The organism is Pseudarthrobacter sp. BIM B-2242 (assembly GCF_014764445.1).
GTDB lineage: Bacteria > Actinomycetota > Actinomycetes > Actinomycetales > Micrococcaceae > Arthrobacter > Arthrobacter luteus_A.
Window position 1 is genome coordinate 2,758,269 of the sequence record NZ_CP061721.1, and the last position, 24,140, is coordinate 2,782,408.

23 protein-coding genes are annotated in these 24,140 nt (G+C 65.2%); 7 read left to right on the forward strand and 16 right to left on the reverse strand.

Annotated features, from left to right (window positions below):
* Positions 1 to 32 precede the first annotated feature (32 nt).
* The 5 genes from hpf to mtrA all read right to left on the reverse strand — a co-directional run bounded on the left by hpf (position 33) and on the right by mtrA (position 6,145).
* Positions 33 to 758, reverse strand: a complete 726-nt coding sequence (gene hpf / locus IDT60_RS12650) for a ribosome hibernation-promoting factor, HPF/YfiA family (protein ID WP_191079318.1) — start codon at positions 756 to 758, stop codon at positions 33 to 35.
* Between the two features lie 160 nt (positions 759 to 918).
* Entirely contained in the window at positions 919 to 1,851 is a 933-nt protein-coding gene (locus IDT60_RS12655; RefSeq protein WP_223883712.1) for a ComF family protein, read from the reverse strand.
* A gap of 61 nt (positions 1,852 to 1,912) precedes the next feature.
* Positions 1,913 to 3,628, reverse strand: coding sequence for an LpqB family beta-propeller domain-containing protein (locus IDT60_RS12660; protein ID WP_191079319.1), 1,716 nt, complete (start codon positions 3,626 to 3,628; stop codon positions 1,913 to 1,915).
* Positions 3,625 to 5,499 (reverse strand): MtrAB system histidine kinase MtrB, encoded by a 1,875-nt coding sequence (mtrB, locus tag IDT60_RS12665; protein ID WP_370590686.1) that lies wholly within the window; start codon positions 5,497 to 5,499, stop codon positions 3,625 to 3,627. The genes IDT60_RS12660 and mtrB overlap by 4 nt, the downstream gene beginning before the upstream one ends.
* Entirely contained in the window at positions 5,471 to 6,145 is a 675-nt protein-coding gene (mtrA, locus tag IDT60_RS12670; protein ID WP_164198828.1) for an MtrAB system response regulator MtrA, read from the reverse strand. Before mtrA ends, mtrB begins: the two co-directional genes overlap by 29 nt.
* Positions 6,146 to 6,301: 156 nt before the next feature.
* Between mtrA and IDT60_RS12675 the strand changes: the two genes are divergently transcribed.
* A complete protein-coding gene (locus tag IDT60_RS12675; RefSeq protein WP_191079320.1) occupies positions 6,302 to 7,015 on the forward strand; it encodes a DUF4166 domain-containing protein in 714 nt (237 codons plus the stop codon).
* Between the two features lie 17 nt (positions 7,016 to 7,032).
* Here IDT60_RS12675 and IDT60_RS12680 read toward each other — a convergent pair whose 3' ends face one another.
* The 7 genes from IDT60_RS12680 to mnmA form a co-directional block, all read right to left on the reverse strand.
* Positions 7,033 to 8,043 carry a hypothetical protein gene (locus IDT60_RS12680; protein ID WP_191079321.1) on the reverse strand — a complete coding sequence of 337 codons (1,011 nt, stop codon included), beginning with the start codon at positions 8,041 to 8,043 and terminating at the stop codon, positions 7,033 to 7,035.
* Positions 8,034 to 8,420 carry a chorismate mutase gene (locus IDT60_RS12685; RefSeq protein ID WP_164198823.1) on the reverse strand — a complete coding sequence of 129 codons (387 nt, stop codon included), beginning with the start codon at positions 8,418 to 8,420 and terminating at the stop codon, positions 8,034 to 8,036. The genes IDT60_RS12680 and IDT60_RS12685 overlap by 10 nt, the downstream gene beginning before the upstream one ends.
* Before the next feature lie 9 nt (positions 8,421 to 8,429).
* Positions 8,430 to 10,145, reverse strand: a complete 1,716-nt coding sequence (locus IDT60_RS12690; protein WP_191079322.1) for an ABC transporter ATP-binding protein — start codon at positions 10,143 to 10,145, stop codon at positions 8,430 to 8,432.
* Positions 10,142 to 11,164, reverse strand: a complete 1,023-nt coding sequence (locus IDT60_RS12695) for an ABC transporter permease (RefSeq protein WP_191079323.1) — start codon at positions 11,162 to 11,164, stop codon at positions 10,142 to 10,144. The genes IDT60_RS12690 and IDT60_RS12695 overlap by 4 nt, the downstream gene beginning before the upstream one ends.
* A gap of 1 nt (position 11,165) precedes the next feature.
* On the reverse strand, positions 11,166 to 12,257 hold the full coding sequence (locus IDT60_RS12700; RefSeq protein WP_191079324.1) for an ABC transporter permease: 1,092 nt from the start codon (positions 12,255 to 12,257) through the stop codon (positions 11,166 to 11,168).
* Positions 12,258 to 12,387: 130 nt separating this feature from the next.
* Positions 12,388 to 14,019, reverse strand: a complete 1,632-nt coding sequence (locus tag IDT60_RS12705) for an ABC transporter substrate-binding protein (RefSeq protein WP_191079325.1) — start codon at positions 14,017 to 14,019, stop codon at positions 12,388 to 12,390.
* A 192-nt stretch (positions 14,020 to 14,211) separates the two neighbouring features.
* On the reverse strand, positions 14,212 to 15,342 hold the full coding sequence (gene mnmA / locus IDT60_RS12710) for a tRNA 2-thiouridine(34) synthase MnmA (protein ID WP_191079326.1): 1,131 nt from the start codon (positions 15,340 to 15,342) through the stop codon (positions 14,212 to 14,214).
* A 201-nt stretch (positions 15,343 to 15,543) separates the two neighbouring features.
* On the opposite strand from mnmA, the gene IDT60_RS12715 reads away from it, so the two are divergent.
* A complete protein-coding gene (locus IDT60_RS12715; protein ID WP_191079327.1) occupies positions 15,544 to 16,800 on the forward strand; it encodes an NAD(P)/FAD-dependent oxidoreductase in 1,257 nt (418 codons plus the stop codon).
* Here the strand turns inward: IDT60_RS12715 and IDT60_RS12720 are convergent.
* Both IDT60_RS12720 and IDT60_RS12725 read right to left on the reverse strand, forming a co-directional pair.
* On the reverse strand, positions 16,776 to 18,008 hold the full coding sequence (locus tag IDT60_RS12720) for a cysteine desulfurase family protein (RefSeq protein ID WP_191079328.1): 1,233 nt from the start codon (positions 18,006 to 18,008) through the stop codon (positions 16,776 to 16,778). The genes IDT60_RS12715 and IDT60_RS12720 overlap by 25 nt on opposite strands.
* 33 nt (positions 18,009 to 18,041) lie before the next feature.
* A complete protein-coding gene (locus tag IDT60_RS12725; protein WP_191079329.1) occupies positions 18,042 to 18,704 on the reverse strand; it encodes a metalloregulator ArsR/SmtB family transcription factor in 663 nt (220 codons plus the stop codon).
* 87 nt (positions 18,705 to 18,791) lie between these two features.
* Here IDT60_RS12725 and IDT60_RS12730 point away from each other — a divergent pair, with 87 nt between their 5' ends.
* Positions 18,792 to 19,217, forward strand: a complete 426-nt coding sequence (locus IDT60_RS12730; protein ID WP_191079330.1) for a hypothetical protein — start codon at positions 18,792 to 18,794, stop codon at positions 19,215 to 19,217.
* Here IDT60_RS12730 and IDT60_RS12735 read toward each other — a convergent pair.
* On the reverse strand, positions 19,214 to 19,882 hold the full coding sequence (locus tag IDT60_RS12735; protein ID WP_370590687.1) for a hypothetical protein: 669 nt from the start codon (positions 19,880 to 19,882) through the stop codon (positions 19,214 to 19,216). The two genes, IDT60_RS12730 and IDT60_RS12735, sit on opposite strands and share 4 nt — an antisense overlap.
* A gap of 197 nt (positions 19,883 to 20,079) precedes the next feature.
* Here IDT60_RS12735 and IDT60_RS12740 point away from each other — a divergent pair, with 197 nt between their 5' ends.
* The 4 genes from IDT60_RS12740 to IDT60_RS12755 all read left to right on the forward strand — a co-directional run bounded on the left by IDT60_RS12740 (position 20,080) and on the right by IDT60_RS12755 (position 23,287).
* On the forward strand, positions 20,080 to 21,045 hold the full coding sequence (locus tag IDT60_RS12740) for a J domain-containing protein (protein WP_164198814.1): 966 nt from the start codon (positions 20,080 to 20,082) through the stop codon (positions 21,043 to 21,045).
* Between the two features lie 78 nt (positions 21,046 to 21,123).
* Positions 21,124 to 21,591, forward strand: coding sequence for a tRNA (cytidine(34)-2'-O)-methyltransferase (locus IDT60_RS12745; protein WP_164198813.1), 468 nt, complete (start codon positions 21,124 to 21,126; stop codon positions 21,589 to 21,591).
* A 201-nt stretch (positions 21,592 to 21,792) separates the two neighbouring features.
* Positions 21,793 to 22,401, forward strand: coding sequence for an ECF RNA polymerase sigma factor SigK (gene sigK / locus IDT60_RS12750; RefSeq protein ID WP_191079331.1), 609 nt, complete (start codon positions 21,793 to 21,795; stop codon positions 22,399 to 22,401).
* Position 22,402: 1 nt separating this feature from the next.
* Positions 22,403 to 23,287, forward strand: a complete 885-nt coding sequence (locus IDT60_RS12755) for an anti-sigma factor domain-containing protein (RefSeq protein ID WP_191079332.1) — start codon at positions 22,403 to 22,405, stop codon at positions 23,285 to 23,287.
* Positions 23,288 to 23,359: 72 nt separating this feature from the next.
* Here IDT60_RS12755 and IDT60_RS12760 read toward each other — a convergent pair whose 3' ends face one another.
* Entirely contained in the window at positions 23,360 to 24,139 is a 780-nt protein-coding gene (locus IDT60_RS12760) for a PIG-L deacetylase family protein (protein ID WP_191079333.1), read from the reverse strand.
* Position 24,140: the final 1 nt, after the last annotated feature.

The window sequence follows — 24,140 nt, forward strand, 5'->3', positions numbered from 1 at the left end:
GACAGTCCTTTCATTGGCGGGTGTGAACCAACCTAGACTTTTGCAGCCTCATCGTCGGAACGGTAGGCAATGATCTTCTCTTCCACCACGGTGTCCCCGGGTTCGCATTCGTGGTCAAGGGTGATGACGCCGTATGTCCAGCCACGGCGGCGGTAAACGACGGACGGGGTGTTGGTGGCTTTGTCCACAAACAGGTAGAAATCGTGGCCGACGAGCTCCATGTTGTCCACGGCGTCGTCGAGGCTAAGGGAGGCCGCCGGGAAAACCTTGCGCCGGATCAGCACCGGGGAATTTCCTGCGGGAATGTCGTTCTCGACCTCATAAGGCGATCGTTCTGCAACCGGTTCCTGGGGCTCACTGCGATGGCTGGCCTCCACGTAAAGCGGTTCAGTGGTACTGGCTGGCTCAAGCGAAGCGGTTGCCTCGCGCACAGCCTTGGGAGTGTGGCGCCCGTGGTGGACCTTTTTGCGGTCCTTGGCCCGGCGGAGCCGCTCAAGCAGTTTGGTGTAAGCGAGATCAAAGGCAGCAAACTTATCTGCGGCGCTGGCTTCCGCACGGATCACGGGTCCGCGGCCCAGAACGGTGACTTCAACGGTAAGTTGGTCGCCGGTCTGGCGTGCGTTCGTTTCTTTGGACACCTTCGCATCCACGCGCTGGACCTTGTCGCCCAATGATTCGATCTTCGAGATCTTCTCACCGGCGTATTCGCGGAACCGGTCCGAGACCGTCAGATTCCGTCCGCTGATCATAAACTCCATGGTGCCCTCCAAATGACTTCGGTGACACGACGACGGCACATCCCAGAGGCCGATCTGATTGACAGTCAAGCCCCTTTCCGAGCCGCCATCGAAAGGTACAACTTGTTCTTGGTACCCACCACCGACGTTAGTTCATCGCCACCGCTTATTCATCCTTTCTTCATTTATTTTTTCCCAAGTCGGGCCGCTTTCCGCCAGCTGCCGGGGACGGCGGTCCGCTGCCGGCTGAATCGGGCGGGCGTGTCGCCGCAAGGACAACCGCGCCGGCCACACCGGCGCCGCCGAGGTGGAGCGCACGCGCCGCTTCCGCCAAGGTGGCGCCGGTGGTAAGGACATCGTCGACAATGATGCACCGGCGTCCGGCGACCTGCCTGCGCTTCCGGGACGGGACTGTCATGGATCCTCTCACCCGTGCAGCCCTGGCTCCCCTGCCGAGTCCTTTTTGGCCGCCCGGCAGTCGTTCCAGGGCCGCCAGGCGGCGCGATTTCCTGAGCACATCCAGCACAGGAGGCCCGCCGCCCGCGTGGCCTTGGCGCCATCCGGCCAGCAGGAGGTGAACGGGGCTGAAGCCCCGCTTGATGAACGCGCCGGTACTGCCGGGGACTGGAACCAGGCAGACATTGCCCGCGCCGGCAGCCGCGGTGGCAATGCCCTGGCCCAGTCCCTTCGCCAGCACTGACTTGAGCTGGTGCTGTCCGTGGCGCTTAAACGACAACAGTGCCTGGCTTAACTCCTCGCGGTACACCCCTGCGGCCACCACGGGAAGGATGATGCCGCCGTCGACAGTCATCAGCGCCGGCGCCTGTTCCTCGGCCCTGAACGGGTGCCTGGTCAGAATGCGTATCCGGCGTTCGCAGGCAACGCAGAGGGCCAGGTCCTCGGCGCCACAGCAGACGCAGTCCACCGGAACCCCCAGCGCCAGCATCTCCGCACCGGCACGCATAACGTGATCGGCAACCAGCAGCCAGGCGCTGCGCTGCACGCCGCGGTGCTTGCCCGACACCACGGGCGCAAGGAGGTCCGGGTCCGCGGCGGCCACCGCCCTACGGACAGGGCGTTTGGTTTCAGGACGGGGTGGCTGTTCAGCTCGCACACCTCATGCTCCCCCGGCGGCAGCGGGCCCTCCACCGGGCACGCGCCCTATGTGGACAAACCTATCCGGGAAACGACGGATCGATGGGGCCTTTGAGCTGGGGCGACCAGCCGTTGCCCAGCCGCTGGAAGATCCCTTCTGCGGACTGGCCATAGATCTCCTCAGCCCCGTTGCCGGCGCTGAGCCAGACCAGGCCCGGCCAGGGGGCCAGCTGCTGGGGCTGGCCTGAAGTGAGGGACAGCAGCTCAGGCACGACATTTGCCGTGGCAGAGCCCTTCATCACGGCCACCGTTGTGTCGTTAACCCAGACGCCCTGATCCGGGTCGCTGGCGGTCACGAGGGTGATCGGGGCCGTCAGTTCTCTGGGCGTCCCGTCGGCGTTGCGGATAATCCCTGCGACCTGAACCTTGGTCTGGCCGTTCTGTTCCGAGATGACCAGTACACGGACACCCTCGCGGGAAATCCGCAGGTCCTTGACCGTCCTCCCGGCAAGCCAGGCCGGAGTCAGGGTGACAGTGGGAACTGTTGCCCCGTCCGCCACCCCTGCCGGCCGGAATGCCACCACTTCGGTGCCGCCGGTGGCTCCGGGGCCGGCCGCCCATACCCAGTCGTGGAGGCTGAACGAAGGATGGGTGATGGTACTGCGTGTGGTCAGCGCACGTGCGGGCTGGCCCGGCACCATGCTGTAGAGCGTGGTTCGGCTTTCGTTGAGGAAGGCCACAGTCTGTGACACGGGTGACTCCGCCGGGTAGCGGGGTCCGAGCGAGGACACCGGCTGCATGTCCGGAAGCGGGGACACCCTGTTGTTTTCGTAGCGCACCAGTTCGTTGCCGCTGACGGCGATCTCCCGGGACGGCACATTCTTGTCCCGCACCGGCGGCAGGACCGAGCCGTTGTCCTCTACGCGCACCAGGTCCTGGTTGGCACGCAACTCAACGTTGACGACGTCGGGCTGGCTGCGGAAAGTCAGCGAGAGCTGGGTCTGCATCCGGAGCCTGTCCTCGGCAGACGCCTCAGTAAGTTCCTTGGCGGTAAGTTCCACCTGGGCCGCTCCCGATACCACCGGCACCGACTCCCGGGCCAGCTTGATGCCTGACGGGAAGGCACTCACTACGGCTCCGCGAAGGTACGGGGCGGGGCCGGCGAGCAGGGCACTGGTCATGGCCTTGACCGTTTTGTTCCTGATGAACCAGCGGACGTCGGGCACGGCGTACGTGAAGCTGGGATCGTAGAAGTAGATGGGGTAGGCGCCGTAGATGACCTTGAACGTCTCCTCCGGGATAGCGGTCCCGTCCGGGATGGCCGAAATCCGCCACTCACCGTCCACCTGGGTGACCGTTGCCGGAATGTTCTCGATGGTGCCTTCCGGTGACTGGGTGGCGATGCCGTCGACATCCACCGTGTAGGCCACATCCAGCTGATAGTTGTAGACGTTTTCGACGCCGGTGCTCACCACCTTTGCGTCGCGGTACACGAGTGCCCGCTGGTCAGGCTTCCACGCAACCGCGGCTGCCTGCGTCAAGTACTCGCGAGCCACGGCGTAATCGCCTTCATACCCCGTACCGGCCCGGTAGAAGTAATCGATGATGTTCTCCGGAGTTGCCCCCTGCTGCGGCGCCGCGGGAAAAAACACCGGGGCGTTGCTGTTGCCGTCGCTGCCCTGGTCACTCTTCCCCACGGGTCCGGACGTGGGGATGCGCGCACAGGAGGCCAGCAGCAGCGCCACCATGAGCAGTACAACGGCCTTCAGCAGTCCCCGAGAGACTCGTCCCGTCATGAAGACTCCTTTGCCGATGGAGCTGCCCCGGCCCCTGGACCCGCGCCGACGGCGGTTCGGGGTGCCGGTTCAAGAACATCCGTGCCTGCAGGATCGTCGGCCGGAACGGTGTCTTCCGGTTCAAGGGGGACCGGTGAGTTTTCGATTTCCTCGCCTTGGTGCAGCGGGATGGTCAGCCGGAAGCTGGACCCGCTGCCTTTCATGCCCCACGCCTGAAGCCAGCCATTGTGCAGTTTTGTATCCTCCATGGCGATGGAGAGGCCCAGGCCGCTGCCGCCGGTGGTCCGGGCACGGGCAGGATCCGCACGCCAGAACCGGTCAAAGACCCGGGCGGCTTCGGCGGGTGTCATGCCTATTCCCTGGTCCCGCACGAGGACTCCCACTGCTGACCGGTTGGCGGCAACGGTGACCGTCACCGGCCGCCCTTCGCCGTGTTCCACCGCATTCAGGATGAGGTTGCGCAGGATCCGGTCGATCCGGCGGGCGTCCATTTCGGCCACGATGTCTCCGGCCGGTGCCCGAAGGATGATGTCCGATCCGTATTCCGCGGCGACGGGCGCTGCTCCGTCAATGACGTGGTTGATGACCTGCAGTATATCGGCGGGTTCGGCGTCGAGCATTGCCACCCCGGCGTCGAAGCGGGAGATCTCCAGGAGGTCAGCCAGCAAGGACTGGAACCTCTCCACCTGGTTGTAGAGCAGCTCGGCCGAGCGCTTGTTGATCGGGTCGAAGTCATGGCGTGCGTCGTAGAGCACTTCGGCGGCCATGCGTACCGTGGTCAGCGGCGTTCGAAGCTCATGGGAAACGTCCGAAACGAACCGCTGCTGCATCTGCGACAGCGTGGCCAGCTGCGTGATCTGTTCCTGGAGGCTGGCGGCCATGTGGTTGAAGGAGGCGCCGAGGCGTGCCACTTCGTCCTCGCCTTTGACCACCATCCGCTCCTGCAACTGGCCTGCTGCCAGTTTTTCCGAGACGAGGGCGGCGTGGCTGACCGGGCTCACCACGTTGCGGGTTACATACCAGGCGATCGCGCCGATCATGAGCACCAGCACCGCGCCGCCGGCCAGGAGCACGCGCTGGATTTCATCGAGTGTCTGCTGGGCTGTGTTGAGGTCGTAGATCAGGTACAGCTCGTACACAGTGCCGTTGAATGTAACGGTGTTGCCTACCGCAATGCCCGGCCGGTCTTCCGTCCCCACCGGGATCACCGTTGACGCCCAGTATTGGTCCTTGGGTGAGTCCTGGACGGCGCGGCGAAGTTCGGGCGGGATGACACTCACCGTCAACTGGTCCGACGCGCGCGATTCCACCCACCTGTTCCGGGGCTTGGTCTGCTCCGGCATGGCCTCAAAGACGTACCGCCGCTGGATGACCGAACCGCGGCCCTCCACCGCGTTCAGGGTGTCATAAACGAGGGTGATGACGCTGGACTGGTCGGTGACCTGGGCGCCGTCGAACGTGTCCTGGACCTGCTTGACGTTGTACCGGGTTTCAGATTCGGCCTGCGTCAGGCGCTCCTGGAACAGGTTGTTGGCGATCTGGTTCGACAAGTAGGCGCCAACAGCCCCGAAGGACGTCACGGCCAGCAGCAGCGTGGTGAGGACGGTGCGGAACTGCAGGGACCTGCGCCAACGCCGTTGGAGGGAGCGTCCCACATAGCGCACGGCCGGGAGAAAACGCTTCAGCCCGACCTGGATGAGTCGCGCCACACGCAGGGCAACGATGATGGCACGTCGGCGCCAGATTCGGGCGCGCAGGGGCAAGGCGGCCAGGGCATCCGTATGCTCAGGCCCCTTGCCAGCCGCCGGGTCCGGTGCAGGGGCCCCTTCCGGTCCCGGGGACTCAGGAACCTGCTTTGTAGCCGACACCACGAACCGTCAATACAACTTCCGGGGCTTCCGGGTCGCGTTCAATCTTGGACCGGAGCCGCTGCACGTGGACGTTGACCAGCCGGGTGTCTGCCGCGTGGCGGTAGCCCCAGACCTGCTCCAGCAGAAGTTCGCGGGTGAACACCTGCCAGGGTTTCCGTGCCAGCGCCACGAGGAGGTCGAACTCCAGGGGCGTCAGGGATATGCGCTCGTCCGCACGTTTGACCGTGTGGCCGGCAACGTCGATGGTGATGTCAGCGATCCGCAGTGTTTCGGGCGCCTTCTGGTCACCGGGACGCAGGCGCGCCCGGACCCGGGCAACCAGCTCGGCGGGCTTAAACGGTTTCGGCACATAGTCGTCGGCCCCGGACTCGAGCCCGCGGACGACGTCGGACGTGTCCGATTTGGCGGTGAGCATCACGATGGGCACGTCAGACTCAGCCCGGATCTGCCGGCAGACCTCGATGCCGTCCACACCGGGAAGCATCAGGTCAAGCAGCACAAGGTCCGGCTTCGATGAACGGAAGACATCGAGCGCCTGGCCGCCGTCAGCACAAAAGACGGGGTCAAAACCGTCATTGCGCAGAACAATACCGATCATTTCGGCCAGCGCCTCGTCATCATCAACTACCAGAATGCGTGCCTTCATAGTTATATATTCCCTTATTGAACAGGGTTTGTCCTGTTCAACGCCGTTCCGGCATGGCGCAGCACGCGACGCCGGGCAGGGCCGGGGCCGCGTGACCAGCCGGTACATTGGGAACAAACCGCAGCGCAGCCGGCGGTACCGTCCAGGAGGTTACTGATGAATGTCCCCATCTACCAGCGGGCCCTGGGCGCAGATTTCAGCCGCCTGCAGCCGGAGCTGCAGGAATATTTTTCGATGCTGCCCGGATCAGGGCGGTACGGCGTCGGGGAGGGCGTCTTCGACGTCGCCGGCTGCCGGCAGTCATGGCTGAGGCCGCTGCTGAAGCTCAGCTCCGGGGAGGAAGCGTTCTTCCCGGAATTCGGCGCGAACGTCCCGTTTCGGATCGAAAACCATGCGCATCTTGACCCGTTCGGGCGTCCCAGCCTTACCGCCCGGCGGGAGATCCGGTTCCCCGGCCGCAGCAGGATTTTCCAGGACACCACCAGCCTGGTGGAATCCGACGGCACTCCGCGGTTGGTGGACTACCTGGGCCGGTTCCGGCGCATGGTCACCGACCTGAAGCTCAGCGTGACCGAGGAGGGCAGGCTGCGTGGCGTTTCCGAAGATTCGCGGCTGTTCCTTGGCCATCTTCGCCTGCCGCTGCCGGGAGCGTTGGATGCCAAAGCATATGCCGAGCAGTGGTGGGAAAACACCGCGGACGGGCAGGGGCGGCACCGGATCCAGGTCAAGGTCCTCCAGCCGCAGATCGGCGAAGTCCTGGTTTATGCCGGCCACATGCAATACCGGCTGCGTCCGTATGTCGGCGGCAGCTCAGCCCCGAGCTTCCTGCCCCGCTACGCCCAGCCGGACCGCTGGGAAGAGCGCGTGTAACTCCAGGCCCATTGCCGCTAGCCGTGCGCCCGCTGGTTCAGCCCGTCGGCTAACTGGGTGAGCCGACCCAGCACAGCCGTGGCGGCCGCCGGAGTGAGGCCCGCCAATCCGCCTGCCGGAGTGACACGCACACTGCCCAATGACGACGCCGGCAAACCCATCTGGTGCCATGGGCGCCACACCGCGTCGACGGCGTCGGCCACTTTTGGCAGGGTGCCGACGCGGGGGTCCAGCGCACCGGCCCAGACTTTCTTGCCGGCCTCCACGGCGGCAGCCAGCTGCTCCCACTGCCGCGAGGTAAGCGCCTTTAACGGCACTGCCACGCCGTCGGCGCCGGCCTGTACGATACGTTCGATCGGCGCTTCCACTTCAGGTACTGCCATAACAACCTCGACGGCGCCGGCCGCCCGGAGCGCCTCAATGACCAGCTGCCAGGCCTCGGTGACCTCCTGGCCGCCCACCGCCCGCAGCGTTCGGTATCCGCTCGCTGTCGGAATGGTTCCTGCCAGGACGGCGGCGATGTCGGGTTCATCGAGCTGGACCACAGGCCGGGCACCGGGAACTGCACTGGAGATCCGCGAAAGGTACGCGCCCACCCCGGCGGCCAGCGATTCGGCGATGTCCCGTCTGGCGCCGTAATCGATCAGCGAACGTTCGCCGTTGTGCAGGTGCAGGGCAGCGGCCAGGCTGAGCGGGCCCAGCAGCTGGACCTTCAGTTCAGGGGCGGGAGTGTCCTCGGTACCGGCGACGTCAGCCAGGACATTGATGTCTGTGGACAGCGCCGAAGCGGCCCGGCGGAAGTCCTTGCCCGGACGGTCCACCAGCCGCCAGCCATAGGGCTGCACATCCACGGCCAGTTCCACAAGTAGCGACGCGGTGCGTCCCACTGCGTCGGAGCCGACTCCGCGGTCCGGGAGCTCAGCCAGGAACGGCAGGTGCGGGCTGCCCAGTTCGCCCCGGATAATCCGCGCGGCCTCCACGGGGTCCTCTCCAGGCCAGGGCCCCAGTGCTGTGGCTGTTACTTCCACTCTGCAGCGGCCTCGTGGTCCTCGGCGATGGCTTCGTGGTGGCGGATGACCTCACCGATGATGAAGTTCAGGAACTTCTCGGCGAAAGCGGGGTCGAGGTGGGCATCCTCAGCCAACCGCCGCAGCCGGGCGATCTGGGCGCTTTCGCGGCCCGGATCCCCGGCCGGCAGCCGGTGCGCAGCCTTGAGGAAGCCCACCTTCTGCGTCGCTTTGAACCGCTCAGCGAGGAGGTAGACCAGCGTGGCATCGATGTTGTCGATGCTGGACCGGATGGACAGCAGTTCCGCCATCACCGAGTTGTCCACCTGGCCGGCGAGCGAACTCGCAGCGGCGTCGTAGGTTTCGGCGTCGGGAACATCATGGTTTTGCTGCGTCATGCTCCAAGTCTATGTGGCCAGCAGCGCCCGGTGCGCCGCCCGCCGCCGTGCCTGCTCGTCCGGATCCGGCACAGGCAGGGACGCGATCAGCCGCTTGGTGTAGTCGTGCTGCGGGGCCCCCATCACCTGGCTGCCGATCCCCTGTTCCACCAGTTTGCCCTTGTACAGTACGCCCACCCACTGCGAGAGGATGTCCACCACCGCGAGGTCGTGGCTGATGAACAGGGCCGCGAAGCCGAACTCAGCCTGGATCTCCTTGAACAGTTCCAGCACTTTGGCCTGGACTGACACGTCCAGGGCCGAGGTGGGTTCGTCAGCGATCAGCAGCCGCGGGTTCAGGATGAGTGCGCGCGCCAGGGACGCCCGCTGACGCTGCCCGCCCGAGAGTTCGTGCGGGTACCGGTCAGCGTACGACGCCGGCAGCTGGACTGATTCGAGCAGCTCACCAACGCGTTTGCGCGCCTGCGCCGGACTGGGTTTGGTGTGGATGATCATGGGCTCTGCTACGCAGTCGCCGATAGTCAGCTGCGGATTGAAGGATGCCGCCGGGTCCTGGAACACAAAGCCGATGTCCTTCCGGAGCGGTTTGAACGTCCGCTCCTTGAGGTTCAGCATTTCGTAGCCGAGCACCTTCAGGCTGCCGCCCGTGGTCCGGTTCAGGCCCGCAATGGCCCGGCCGATGGTGGTTTTACCCGAGCCCGACTCCCCCACCAGCCCAAAGACCTCGCCTTGGGAGAGGGTGAAACTGACGCCGTCCACTGCTTTGAAAGCAGGGGTGCCCAGCCGGCCGGGGTATTCGATGGTCAGGTTGGTGGCTTCCACCAGCACCGGCGAGTCCTGGTGCGCACGTTCCGCCAGCCCCGCCGAGGCTGAATTATGGCCCAGGTGCGGCACGGCGGCCAGCAGTTTCCTGGTGTAGTCCTGCTTCGGCTCGGCAAACAGCACACGCGCCGGCGCCTCCTCCACGACGTCGCCCTGATACATCACCACCACGCGGTCAGCCAGGTCCGCCACCACACCCATGTTGTGCGTAATCAGCACGATCGACGTGCCGTACTTGTCCCTCAGATCCCGCAGCAGTTCCAGGATCTCCGCCTGCACGGTGACGTCCAGGGCAGTGGTGGGTTCATCCGCCACAATAAGGCCGGGGTTCAGCGCCAGGGCTGCGGCGATGACCACGCGCTGCTTCTGGCCGCCGGAGAACTGGTGCGGGTAATAGTTGACCCGGTGCTCAGGGTCCGGGATGCCCACCTTACGCAGCGCCTCGATGGCCCGGGTTTTGGCTTCCTTGGCTGTGACCCGCTTGCCGGCCGCCCCGCCGGCATGGGCGCGGATGCCCTCGGCAATCTGCCAGCCCACCGTAAACACCGGGTTCAGGGCGGTGGAGGGTTCCTGGAACACCATGGCAACATCGCGGCCGCGGATTTGCCTCAGCTTCGAGGCACTTACGCTGATCACGTTGCTCCCGTTGATCAGGACGGCGCCCTCGCTGGTTGCGGTCTCCGGCAGCAGCCCCAGGATGGTTTTCGCTGTCACCGTTTTGCCGGAACCGGATTCGCCCACGATGGCCAGGACTTCGCCGGAGCGGACGTCCAGGCTCACGTCCTTTACGGCGTAGACGTCTCCCCCGTCGGTGGCGAACGTGACTTTGAGGTGGTCAATGGCCAGGACCGGCTGGTCCGCAGGCCGTGCCTGGTCCGGTATGGAATCAATATTAATGGTCAAAATCCCCTCACATCCGCTGAGATGGCCGCCTGCCCGGCTACCGATGAATCCGGCCCGCCCGTGGTGCCTGCGGCTTTGCGCCCGCGCAAGCGCGGATCATTTAGGTCATTGATGCTTTCCCCGACGAGGGTGAGTCCGACCACCGTTAACACGATGGCCAGGCCGGGAAAGAGGCCCGTCCACCAGATGCCGGAGGTGGTGTCGGCGAGCGCCTTGTTCAGGTCGAAACCCCACTCGGCGGCGGAGCTCGGCTCGATACCGAATCCGAGGAAGCCGAGCCCGGCCAGTGTCAGGATGGCTTCCGAGGCGTTGAGCGTAAAGATCAGCGGCAGGGTCCGCGTGGCATTTTTATAGATATGCCGGGTCATGATGCGGATGTTCGAGGCTCCCACCACTTTGGCGGACTCCACAAAGGGCTCGGCCTTCAGCCTGACGGTTTCGGCACGGATGACCCTGAAATACTGCGGAATGAACACCAGGGTGATGGCTGTGCCGGCCGCGAAGACGCCGCCGATGAGGCTGGACTGGCCGCCGCTGATCACGATGGCCATCACGATGGCCACAAGCAGGGACGGAAACGCGTACACCGCGTCGGCGATGACCACCAGGATCCGGTCCAGCCAGCCGCCAATGTAGCCGCTCACCAGGCCAAGGATCACCCCGATGACGATGGACATCAGGACCGCCACCACAATGACGAACAGGGCGGTCTGCGCACCCCAGACAACCCGGGAGAAGACGTCATACCCGCCCACGGTAGTGCCGAGGAGGTGCTTTCCGCCGGGGGCCTCCTGGGTGGGGAAGTTGCCGTCGGCATCTGAGAGCTGGGCGTAACCGTAGGGCGCCAGCAGGGGTGCGAAGCACGCTGTCAGGAGGAAGAGCGCGGTCAGGACGAGGCCTGCCACCAGCATGCCGCGCTGGAGTCCGACGCTTTTCTGGAAATGCGAAATCACCGGCAGCCGGCGGTAGAACGGTGCCCGGGGGTTCACCACGGGCTCGTTTGCGGGAAGGACGCTCATGTCAGTACCTCACGCGGGGATCGATCAGCGCGGCCACAATGTCCACGATGAAGTTGGTGACGGCCACAATGATGGCCAGCAGGACCACAATGCCCTGGACCGCCACAAAGTCGCGTGCCGTCAGGTAGTTGGCCAGCTGGAAGCCCAGGCCCTTCCATTCGAAGGTCTTCTCCGTGAGGACGGCACCGCCCAGCATCACTGCGATTTGCAGCCCCATGACCGTGATGATGGGAATCAGCGCCGGCTTGTAGGCGTGCTTGGTCACCAGCCGGAATTCGCTGACTCCGCGGGAGCGGCCGGCTTCCACATAGTCCTTGCCCAGGGTGCCGATCACGTTGGTGCGGACAAGCCGGAGGAAGATTCCCGCGGTCAGCAGACCGAGGGCGACGGCGGGAAGCACTGCATGTGCCATCACGTCGCCGAGTGCCGCCATGTTCCCGCTGCGCACGGCGTCCAGCCAGTAGATCCCGGTAGGAGCCTGGAGAGAGGTCAGGGCCAGTTCGCTGGACGTTTTGGCGCGCCCGGCCACCGGCAGCCACCCCAGCCAGACTGCGAAGGTCAGTTTGAGCAGCATTCCGGCGAAGAACACCGGGGTTGCGTAGCAGAGGATCGCGAAGACCCTGAGGATGGCGTCCGGAGCATGGTCGCGGCGCTGGGCGGCGATCATGCCCAGCGGAATACCCACCAGCAGCGCGATGATCAGGGCGTTGACGGAGAGCTCCAGGGTGGCGGACCCGTAGGTGGCCAGCATCTCGGAAACTGCCCGGTTGTCAGTCAGGGTCCGGCCGAAGTTGCCTGTTGCCAGCTGCCCGAGGTATTCGAAGTACTGCACCAGGATGGGCCGGTCGTAGCCGGCGTTGTGGATGCGTTCCTGCAGCTGTTCGGCGGGCAATCTGCCGCCCATGGCGGCCGTGATGGGATCGCCCGTGATCCGCATCAGGAAGAACACCATGGTGACGAGGATGAATATGGTGGGAAAGATCAGGAGGAACCGGACCAGGATGTACTGTCCCAGTCCGCCGCCTGAAGATTTTTTACTGGCCGGAAGGATTCCGTCTGCGTCGATGGGCGGCGCGTCAATCAAAGTTGTCATTGGTACCTAAATTCGTGGTGGCCAAGGCCAGCGGCTCCCCCACAGCGCTGGCCTCTGACCAACAGCGAGGCGGGACACCGGTAGGGCGTCCCGCCTCGCTGCCGTGATCAGAGCCGGATGAGCTGGGAACCTACTTGGACATCACGCCAAGACGGGTCTTGAACGAGGCGTCCAGCGTCATTTCGACACCCTTCACGTCCGTTCCGGCAACCATGACCTGCGCGCCCTGGAGCAGCGGGATGGTGGAGAGGTCCTTGGCGATGGCCTCCTGGGCTTCGCCAATGAGCTTGCTGCGCTCGGCCTTGTCCGTGGTGACCAACTGCTTGTTGATGATCTCCGTGACGGCCGGGTTCTCGTAGTGGTTTCCGAGGAAGTTGTTCGGAATGAAAAACGGCGTCAGGTAGTTGTCCGCATCGGAGTAGTCCGGGAACCAGCCAAGCTGGTAGACGGGGTACGCGTCGGCACGGCGCTCCTTGGTGTACGTGGTCCATTCCGTTGACTTCAGGTCCACGGTGAAGAGGCCCGACTGCTCCAGCTGCTGCTTCACAAGCGCATACTCATCTGCCGCGGACGTGCCGTAACGGTCGGTGTACTGGAGTTTCAGGTCCACCACGGAGCTGACGCCGGCGTCTGCCAGCACCTTCTTGGCCTTTTCGAGGCTGGGCTTGCCGCTGCCGTCGCCGTAAAGGCTCTTCAGCGGCTCGGATGCCCCTTCAAAGCCCTGCGGAACGTAGGAGTACACCGGGGTGTAGGTGTTCTTGAAGACCTGGGAGGCGATCACGTCCCGGTCCACGAGGTGGGCCACAGCCTGGCGGACGGCCAGGGCCTTTGCCGGATCGGCTTCGGGGGTCTTGGCCCCGAACGGCATGGTGTCGAAGTTGAATACCATGTAGCGGAGTTCGCCGCCGGGGCCCTTGTGGACCTTGACCTTGGAGTCCTTCTCCAGGTCGGCGACATCGGTTGCTGTCAGGATGCGGCCGGCGACGTCGATGTTGCCCTGCTGGACGTCCAGCTTGAGGTTGTTCGGGTCGGCGTAGTGCTTGAGGTTCGCACCGTCATTGGAAGCCGCGCCCAACAGGCCCTTGTACTCAGCATTAGGTTTGAAGCTGACAAGCTCGTTCTTTTTGTAGCTTTCAATTGTGTACTGGCCCGCGAACGGCTTGCCCTGGATGATGGCATCGTCATCCATGACCTTGTCTGCAGGGAACACCTGTTCATCCACGATGGGCCCGGGGTTGGACGCGAGGACGCCCGGGAACACCTGGTCGTTGGCCGCTTTGAGCGTGAAGACCACCGTTGTGGGGTCCTTGGCCTCAACGGTGCTCATATTCGATAGCAGGGAGGCCGGACCGTTGGGGTCATTGATTGCTACAACGCGCTTGAAGGAAAAGACCACGTCCGAGGAGTCGAGCGTGTTCCCGTTGGCGAATTTGAGGCCGGACTTGAGCTTGACCGTGTACTCGGTGGGGCTGGTGAACGAGGCTGACTCTGCGATGTCGGGGGTGGCGTCCGCAGTGCCGGGCTTGTAGTTCAGCAGGAACGGGTAGATCTGGTTCATCACCATAAACGACCCGCCATCGTACGAGCCTGCAGGATCGAGCGTGACTACTTTGTCAGTCGTTCCGTACGTAATGGTGCCGCCACCGGCGTTCTCTGTTGAAGTTCCGCCGCCGCCGGAGGGGCCCGTGCAGGCTGTCAAAGCGAAGGCGGAAACGCCTGCGAGCGCGATTGCGCTGCGCCAGGCTGGAGTGCTCTTGGTCATCTGTGAACTTTCTGTTCGATGAGTACGCGTCCGCCGCCCGCCTAGGGGTGTTTACTCGGGCGGGCAGCGCGCTGTCCTGATGCGTAGATTCAATCAGACGCCGGGCTCATCAACCGGCCAATTTGTGAGTTGAGACACAAACTTTACCTGCGGCGGCTCGACAGCCCCGCCACAGGCTCCCCTCAGGGCTCCCTAAAGTTCGGCGCGCTGCAGTGACCGCGCAGCATCGATGGTGGCCTGGCCGAGTACGCGGCTGCCCTGGTAGAGGACCACAGTCTGGCCGGGCGCGACACCGCGAAGCGGCTCGGTCAGCGTCACCAGAAGCTGGGCCGCATCCTCGCCGGGAACCGTCACCATGCGTGCGGTTGCCGGCACCGGGTCCCCGTGCGCCCGGACCTGGGCATGGCACTCAAACTCCGCCCCGGTTTCGATCTCTGCGATGGGCAGGCCGGCCCAGGAGACCTTGATGCCGCGGATCTCGTCGATGGCCAGGAGCGTCTGGGGCCCTACGACTACCTTGTTTTCCTTTGGCCGGATCTCCAGCACGAAGCGGGGCTTGCCGTCCGCTGCAGGGGTGCCGAGCTTCAGGCCGCGTCGCTGGCCGATGGTGAAGGCGTTGGCGCCCGGGTGTTCCCCCACCTTGGATCCGGTTTCGTCCACGATGTCGCCGGTGGTCATTTCGATCTTTTCGGCCAGCCACCCGGCGGTGTCGCCGTCGGGAATGAAGCAGATGTCATGGCTGTCCGGCTTGTTTGCCACCGAGAGCCCGCGGCGCTCTGCTTCCGCACGGACTTCGGCCTTGGAGGGGGTATCGGCCAGCGGGAACATGGAGTGCTTCAGCTGCTCGTGGGTCAGGACGCCCAGGACGTAGCTTTGGTCCTTGGCCCAGTCCGCTGCACGGTGGAGTTCGGGGTTGCCTTCGGCGTCGGTGATCACCTTCGCGTAGTGGCCGGTGCAGACGGCGTCGAAGCCCAGGGCAATGGCCTTCTCCAGCAGCGCAGCGAACTTGATCCGCTCATTGCAGCGCATGCACGGGTTGGGTGTGCGGCCGGCAGCGTATTCGTCGATGAAGTCCTGGACCACGTCTTCCTTGAACCGCTCCGAGAAGTCCCAGACATAGTAAGGGATACCCAGCACGTCACAGGCACGCCAGGCGTCGCGGGAGTCTTCGATGGTGCAGCAGCCCCGGCTGCCCGTCCGCAGCGTGCCTGGCATCCGGGACAGCGCGAGGTGAACGCCCACGACGTCATGCCCGGCTTCAACGGCACGTGCTGCGGCTACGGCGGAGTCGACTCCGCCGCTCATGGCTGCTAAGACTCGCATACTGGCTTTCTCTGGGGTTCGGGGGGCTGCGTGCATCAAGGGAGGGCTGCCGTTACCGGCAGCCGAATAAATATCACAATGCCTGCCGGTCTATTCTATCGGCACGCCCAATCCTTCCCAAAAGACCTTGACTGCACCTGCTTGCGCTTCTAAAGTCAGGCATAACCGTTTTAGAATTGGGCTCACCAGCGGGAGGCAGGGATGGGTGTCCGGAGCATCATCATTGCGGGCGGCGGGCTGGCCGGTGCCACGGCAGCCAAAACCCTGCGGGCTGAAGGGTTCACCGGGCAGGTAACCGTTGTGGGCGCCGAAAGCCACCACCCCTACCTGCGCCCGCCGCTGTCCAAGGAGTACCTGCTGGGCAAGGCTGCAGAGGACGCCGTCCCGGTGGTGCCGGCCGGCTGGTACTCGGAAAACGACGTCGACCTCCGCCTGGGCGTGCGGGTCACTGCCGTTCAGGCGCGGGAGCGCAGGGTCCAGCTCGACGACGGAACATCCCTGGCCTACGAGTCACTGCTGCTCGCCACCGGCGCATCTCCCCGGCGGCTGCGCCTCCCGGGTACTGAGCTGGCGGGCGTTTCTACCTTTCGCACCCTGGATGACAGCAGGCGGCTCCGCGACCAGCTGTCACCGGGCGGAAAGAACGTGGTGATGATCGGTTCAGGCTGGATCGGCATGGAACTGGCGGCCGCCGCGGCCACGTACGGCAACCACGTCACCCTGCTGGGCCTGGAGGAGATTCCCCTGGCCGGTGCCATCGGCCCGGACCTCGGACGGTTCTTCCGCCGCCTTCACGAAGCCCAAGGGGTCAGCTTCCGGCTGCCCGCCTCAGCGCGGGAGATCACCGGGACGGACGGGACCGTCACAGGGGTTGTGACGGACTCCCGCGAACTGCTCCCGGCGGACATTGTGATCATTGCCGTGGGTGTGGTTCCGGAAACCGGACTTGCCGACGCTGCCGGCCTGGCGCTGGACAACGGCATCCTTACAGACGCGTCGCTGCAAACCAGCGAACCCGGCATTTATGCCGCCGGCGACGTCGCCAACGCCCTGCATCCCTTCACCGGCCGGCACCACCGCAGCGAACACTGGTCCAACGCCCTGAACGGCGGCAAGGTGGCAGCGAAGGCGATGCTGGGCCAGCACGCCACGCTCAGCACAATTCCCTATTTCTATACAGACCAGTTCGATATCAGCATGGAGTACTCCGGCTTCCCCGCACTGGCTGCAGGCGCCGAACCTGTGATCCGGGGGTCGCTGGAGGACAAGGAGTTCATCGCATTCTGGCAGCAGGATTCCCGGGTTGTGGCCGGGATGAGCGTCAACTGGCCGCGGAAGGCCCAGCCCGGCGCGCAGAAGACCATCAAGGCCCTCATCTCAGCCCGGACGCCGGTGACAGCTGAACGCCTTGCCGACGCTTCCGCCGGACTCGATCAGCTCCTGCCGGCGCCTGCCTGACGCGCAACCGTACCGGCAGTCTGGATGGACGATTCATGTCCGGCCATTCCGGCCTGGCGGGCGCGCTGGTATGCCGCGGGGAGTGCTGCAAGCAGGGCATCCACATCCTCCCGGGTGGAGGCATGTCCGAGCGTAAACCGTTGCGCGCCGCGGGCCGTTTCCTCGTCCAGCCCCATGGCCAGAAGCACATGGGACGGGCGCGGCACGCCGGCCGTGCAGGCGGACCCCGTGGACGATTCGACCCCCGCAAGGTCCAGCAGAAAAAGCAGCGAATCCCCCTCGCAGCCCGGGAAGGTGAAGTGCGCGTTGCCCGGCAGACGCCCCTCTCCTGCCGCTCCGCGAAGCACAGCCTCCGGCACGCGCTCAAGGACACCGTCGATAAGCCGATCACGGAGTGCCGCGATGCGGGCCGCCTCGGCGGCGAGCCCGGTGGTGGCTGCTTCGGCTGCCGCGGCGAACGCGGCAATGGATGCCGTGTCCAGCGTCCCGGAGCGAACATCGCGCTCCTGGCCGCCGCCGTGCTGCACCGGCGTCAGCTTGACCGCCCGTCCCAGCAACAGGGCACCCACACCGACGGGGCCGCCGATCTTGTGCCCGGAGACGGACATCGCGTCCACGCCGGAGGCTTTGAAATCGACGGGCAGCGAGCCGAACGCCTGTACCGCATCGGAATGGACCGGGATGCCCGCGGCGTGTGCCAGTTCCACAATCCGGTGCACAGGCTGGATGGTGCCCACTTCGTTGTTGGCCCACATCACGGTCACAAGGGCTATCGATTCCGGTTCGCGCGCCAGTTCGGCGCCGAGGACGTCCAGGTCCACCACACCGTCCCCGTCCACCGGCAGCCAGGTGACCTCGGCACCTTCGTGCCGCTCCAGCCATTCGACGGTGTCCAGCACGGCATGGTGCTCGACGGCGGAGCATAGGATGCGCCGCCGGGACGGGTCCTCGCCGGAGCGGGCCCAATACAGGCCCTTGACGGCCAGGTTGTCCGACTCAGTGCCGCCGGAGGTGAAGATGACCTCGGAGGGATGGGCGCCGGCTGCCTTCGCGATTGTTTCCCTGGCGTCCTCCACGGAGCGGCGGGCGCGGCGGCCCGAGCCATGCAGGGAGGACGGATTTCCGGTGCGGGAAAGCTCCCGCGTCATGGCTGCCAGAGCCTCGGCAGAAAGCGGCGTGGTGGCGGCATGATCGAGGTAGACGGGCACGCATCAATTCTAGCGGCGTCGGCCGCAAAGAATTCAGGGCGGCGTGATCCGTGCACAGCACTGCCCGGGGACGCTGTTCGATGCAATGCGTCCTTCCGGCTCGCCGCATGCTGTGGCGGCCCCCTGCAGGAACGAACCGTTCATGGCGCAGACCACGTCCGGGTGACCGTCGGCGAGCCGATGGAAAGGGCAATTGTCCAACACCAGGCCTCCGTCGCCGTCGGGCCGTGGCTGATAGCCCTCCCCCGCCAGAAACTCTGCCAGGCCCGTCGCCCCGGCGGCCAGCTCCTGGCCTTTACGGTACGAGGTGGTCCGCAGCGAATCAGCCACGGGCTCGCCGGTTGCCGTGGAGTGTTCGACGGCGGCGGCGAGCAGATCCCCGGCGAGATCGTAATTCCGATCAGGCACCGAGGCACCCACTTCGTTGGCCGCAGGCCGATACATCTTGGCGGGCCGGCCCGAACCCGGACCGGATTTGCCGGCCGCTTTGTGGAATTCCACTGCCAGCAGCCCGTCCTGGACCAGCCTGTCGAGGTGGAAGGAAGCAGTACTGCGGGGCAGGCCGAGGGCCACGGCGGCTTCGTCGCGCCCCACCGCGCCGTCCGCCGAGGCAATCAGCTCAAACAACTGCCGCCGCTTGTCATCCCCCAGCGATGCCACGGCTGCCATGCGGCGTCCCCATGGAAGTCTGCGCATACGCACCACTTTCTAAAAGCAATCTTCATTGCTTAAACCCTTGGATGTTTCTAAAATGATAATACCTACTTTTAGAAGGAGTCCACCATGAAAACCACCACAGAAAACGTGTCACGTGGCCGCCTGCAGTCGATGACACCGGACCGGCAGGCATTCCTCCTGCTCCGCACAGTGTTCACCGTGGCGCCTGTCCTCTTCGGGCTGGACAAGTTCACGAACATCCTCACCGACTGGACCATCTATCTCGCCCCCGTCGCCACCGCCGTTGTGCCCGTCCCGGCGCAAACATTTATGTACGTCGTGGGCGTGGTGGAGATCATCGCCGGTGTCATGGTGGCCGTCCGTCCCCGGTTCGGTTCCCTGCTGGTGGCCGTCTGGCTGCTGGGCATCATCATCAACCTGCTCGTACTGGGCAGCTTCTACGATGTGGCACTGCGGGACTTTGGCCTGCTGGTCGGCGCACTGGCCCTGAACCGGCTTTCACCCGCCGGGTCCTGGCGCCGTCACAGCTAGTTCGACGGCGGAACCACCACGAGCCGCGCTGCCACCTCGGCCTGAGCCGCCGCAAGGGTGGCAGCGTCCGGGCAGGACACCGAGACGTACACCGACGATGCTGCGGTGCCGAAGACCCTGGCCAGCACCGCCGTTGATGTGGCGCCCGACTGCCCAGGCTTCTCGAGCATCAGGACTTCAACATTCGGACCCGGCTTCTCAGGCTGGCCGCCCCACCGAAGCGTTGCCGTCTTCAGGTAGGCGGGCAGGATAGTCGGGTCCAAGTAGGTAAAGAGGCCAACGGTTGACTCCCTGTCGTCACCGAGCACCAGCGGCGACTGATTACTGCGGACCTTGGCCGCCACCAGGCAGCCGTCGCCTTTGAGGTATTGGCTCTCCCCCGCCACGTTCTGCTTGACCGGCGTCCACCCGGGCGCATCCTTGAGTCCGTCCGAGATCCCCACCGGGACGCCACTGGCCAGCGTCGCACCGGCCGAGAAGGGCATATCCTTGGCGGCCACTGCCGCGGCGTCATGGCCCGGTGTGATGGTGGGAGTGGCCAGCGCGGTGGCGGTCGGCACCACTTTGGGGGCGGCGGGGTCCGGAACGCCAACACTGCATCCTGCCAGCACCGCGGCGCCAAGCAGCGCCCCCGCCATGAGTACAGCCTGTGCCTTCACGTTCACCCCAATATTCCTTCCGGACGGCCGGCCTGCCGTCGCCATCCACGAGTCTAGACGGCGGGCCGGTGCCCGCGCCGTCAGCGCCCCACCGGCACGGGAACCACTTCCCCCCGCGCAGTCGTTGTGTGGACAGGCCGCTAAACTGGGGCCCAACCGGGCTGCCTGCCGTGGACTGGCCAGACGAACCGAAGGATGAGTGCTTGACCGAGAGCAGCAGCTCCTACTACGAGGTGCTCCGCGTCGCGGTGACAGCCACCGACAAAGAGATCAAGGTTGCCTACCGCCGGGCTGCGCGGACGGCGCATCCGGACCATGGCGGGGACGCCGCGGCGTTCCGCCGGGTAACGGCCGCGTACGAAACCCTGATAGACCCTTCGCGCCGTAAGGCCTACGACCGCTCGTACGCGGCGGGGACGGCCGGAAACACCTTCGGTGCCGGCGACACCGAAGCACACTTCGACGCACCGGCCGCCGGCAGCCGCGCCTCCGCCACCGTGCACAGGCCCAACACGCCCCGCAATACCGCCGGGGACCCGGCTGTCTACATCCCGCCTTACGACACGGCCGCCTTCGAAGCCTCCGGCACGGTTCCGCTGATCCCTCTCAGCCAGGCTAGCCAACAGGTGCACGGTATGCCCCGAAAACGCGGAATATTTGGCGCGGAGGCGCGCATCCAGCGTGAAATGCGCACCGTTCAGCTCATCAGCCGGCAGGTGCTGCCGCCCATACCGGCGGCCCGGCTGATCAACGGCCTTCAATCTCCCGCAGACAACAGCCACATCGATCACGCGCTGCTCTCCGGCTACCGGCTGGCGCTCATCGGCTCCATGCTCCTGCCCAAGGGGGCTTATGCCTGGGACGGGCAGAGCCTCAGGCACGGCGGGCGTTCCATCGCGCCGCCACAACTTGCCCACGTGGTCCGCGCCATGCAGGACATCTTCCCGGAACTCAACGTCACCGGCTGGACGGTCATCCACAGCCCCGACGGCAACCTCCACGAGCCCGTCATCGACCGCCACAAGCGCTCAGCCGGCGCCGGCGAAACTGTGCAGGTGGTCAACGCAGCGGGGCTGGTGCGCGGCCTCAAGCAGTTCCTGTCCTCCGGCCCCGCTCCCAACACAGTCAATGTACAGATTCTCGCGAGGCTGCTGCGCGGCATGCACTGACCCGCGTCATCAAGAACGGCAGCCACTGGCGGGCGGCCACGGAACGGCAGCGGGGGCTGGACTGGCTAGGATTGGACCGTGTTCCGTATCCTCTTCCACTCCCCCGAAATCCCCGGCAACACCGGCAATGCGATCAGGCTGGCGGCCATCACCGGCGCCGAACTGCACCTGGTGGAACCCCTGGGCTTTGATTTTTCCGACGCCAAGCTCCGGCGGGCCGGCCTGGATTACCACGACCTCGCGGTGGTGACCATCCATAAAACAATCGAGGACGCCTGGCATGCGCTGCAGCCCGAACGGGTGTATGCCTTCACCTCCGACGGCACCGCCAGCTATGCGGATATCGCCTACCTGCCGGGCGATGTGCTGATGTTCGGCCAGGAATCCGTGGGCCTGCCCGAGCACGTAAAGCGGGATCCGCATGTCACCGCAACCGTGCGCCTGCCCATGCTGCCCTCCCTGCGATCGCTGAACCTTGCCAATGCTGCCTCCATCGCCGTCTACGAGGCGTGGCGCCAGCAGGGATTCGCAGGAGCCCAAGTCTGAGCTAAATTCGGGCACGCACGGGCCCATCCGCGCCGGTCACGGCACCGAATCCCTCCTGACAGCAATTCCAGGGCGATGAAGGAGCGGCAGGTGACTCTGTTGAAAGCCGGGCCGGCCGCGGTGCCTGCCCTACCCGCTGCTCTCTTCAGTCCCGGCGGTAATGCCCCGGATTCACCGCCCGGACACCTATGCTTAGTGGTGATGGAAACTCCCAACGCGCCGAATTTTGAGTCCCGGGCCGCAGTCACAGACACACCGGCGGACCCTGGCCAGCGCCTGGCCGGGCTGCTCGCCCGGATTGCCGGTGGCGACCAGGCCGCGTTTGCGGAGTTCTACCAGCTGACCTCGCGCCGGGTTTTTGGCATGGCGCGCCGGGTCCTGATCGATCCCGAACTCAGCGAAGACACAACCCAGGAAGTTTTCCTCCAGGTGTGGCAGAACGCCACAAAGTTCAACCCGGAGGCAGGCAGTCCCATGTCGTGGCTGATGACCATTTCCCATCGCCGGGCAGTGGATAAAGTGCGGTCCGCGCAGTCGGCCACGGACCGTGAGGCCAAGTACGGTGCCAGCAGCCAGGATGTGGACCACGACTCCGTTTCAGCTGAAGTGGACAGCAAGCTTGAGGCCGAGGCGGTGGTCCGGTGCCTGGAAACGCTGACCGATACGCAGCAGGAATCCGTGCGGCTCGCCTACTACGGCGGCCTCACGTACCGCGAAGTCGCGGAAAAGCTCAATGCAGCAGTACCCACCATCAAGTCCCGCATCCGCGACGGACTGATCCGATTGAAGACCTGTCTGGGGGTGAGTTGAGATGACTGAAATGAACAGCCCCGGAGGCGCCCGCCGGCCCGGGTCCTTCGGCCTCGAAATCGCTGCCGACCTGGATTCAGGGCGGGCCGTGGACCTGGCCGAGCTCTATGCCCTGGACGCGGTGACCGACGACGAACGCGCCGCCATTGACCGCTACATCTCCGCTGCCCCGGAGGCTGAGCGGAATATCTTCCTGGAGCGGGTGCGCCAGGCCCGGGAAACCCTGGCCATGTCGTTTACCGCAGAGGAGGAACCTCCCGCGGATCTGTTTGCACGCATCGTGTCGCAGTTGCCCGCCCTCGCGCAGCTCCCTGCTGACGGTTCTGCGGTGCCTGTTTCCGCTCCCGCAGCCGCTCCGGCCGTCCGGCAGCAGGCAGTAGCACCGGATGAGCTCTCGGCTGCGAGGCTTCGCCGTGAACAAGGCGGGCAGGCACGACGCCGGCCTGCCGGCGCACGCCGCTGGCTCGCCGCAGCCGCTGCGGCTGCCGTGATCGCGCTCGGTGGCGTGGCCGTCGGCAGCTACGTTGCCGATCAGAACGACCCCCTGAACCAGGTGGTCCGGGCCGAGGACGTCCAGGAAGCGACAGTCCCCGTGGCGGCAGGCGGAACGGCAACGGTCCTGATCTCGTCCTCCAAGGATGCGCTTGTAGTCAAGATGAATGACGTCCCCGCCCCGCCGTCGGGCAAGGTCTACCAGATGTGGCTGATCCCGAAAGACGGCTCGGCACCTGTCTCGCAGGGCCTGATGGATGAGGCCGCGCTGTCCAAGCCGGCCGTGGTGAAGGGGATCGCGTCGGCTGCATCCCTGGGAATCACCGTGGAGCCGGTGGGTGGCTCAGCTGCCCCGACCTTCCCCATCGTCGCAGCCGCGCCGCTGGGTGCCTGAGGATCCCGGGTTTCCCCGGGGTTTTTGTCCAGATAATGAAGTTTCAGGCTTCATTATCTGGACAGCTACTCCCTAAAAACCCGCGATGGTCTCCGGACTGTTGACCGCAACCACGTGGAACGCTTCGGCGCTGCGGCCCTCCGCCAGCCCTGCACGCCCCGCGTTGGCCAGCATCCCCTTCCGGACCGCCACCTCCATGGCCGCAACGTCGGGATGCTGGCTGACGTGTACGTGGATGGCGTCAAGCTTCGCAGCCACATGGTCCGTGACGTCTACAAAGTGGTTCTCCCGCGCATCCGGACCGGCGTACAGCCACAGCCAGGGCAGCTTGTACGCAGCCAGTCCTGCGTCGGCCAGTTCAGGGTAGGCGAACGGGTTTTCCACTGCGGGATACACGGCCCGGGTCACGGCCTCGCCCACTGCCAGGTGATCCGGGTGACTCTTCTGGATACGGTTCCAGTTCCGCTCCGGATGCATGGCAAGCACGACGTCGGGACGGACTTCCCGGATGAGCTTCACCACGCTTTTGATCACTTCGTGCGTCGGTTCGAGGTAGCCGTCGCGTTCATGCAGGTAATGGATGTCGCTGACGCCCACCAGCTCGGCTGCCCGGCGCTGCTCGGCAGCCCTCAAGGTGATGATTTCGGCGCGGTGCGCCGGATCGAATCCGCCGGCGTCGCCGTCGGTCATGATGCAGTAGCTGACGTGGACGCCTGCGGCTGTCCAGGCGGCGATGGTGCCGGCGGCAGCGAAGTCAATGTCGTCGGGATGGGCGGCAAAACAGAGCACCCGCTCAATCCGGTGTGTGGCCGGGTTGAACGGGCTCTGTGCAGAGGCAGCGGATTCAGCCACA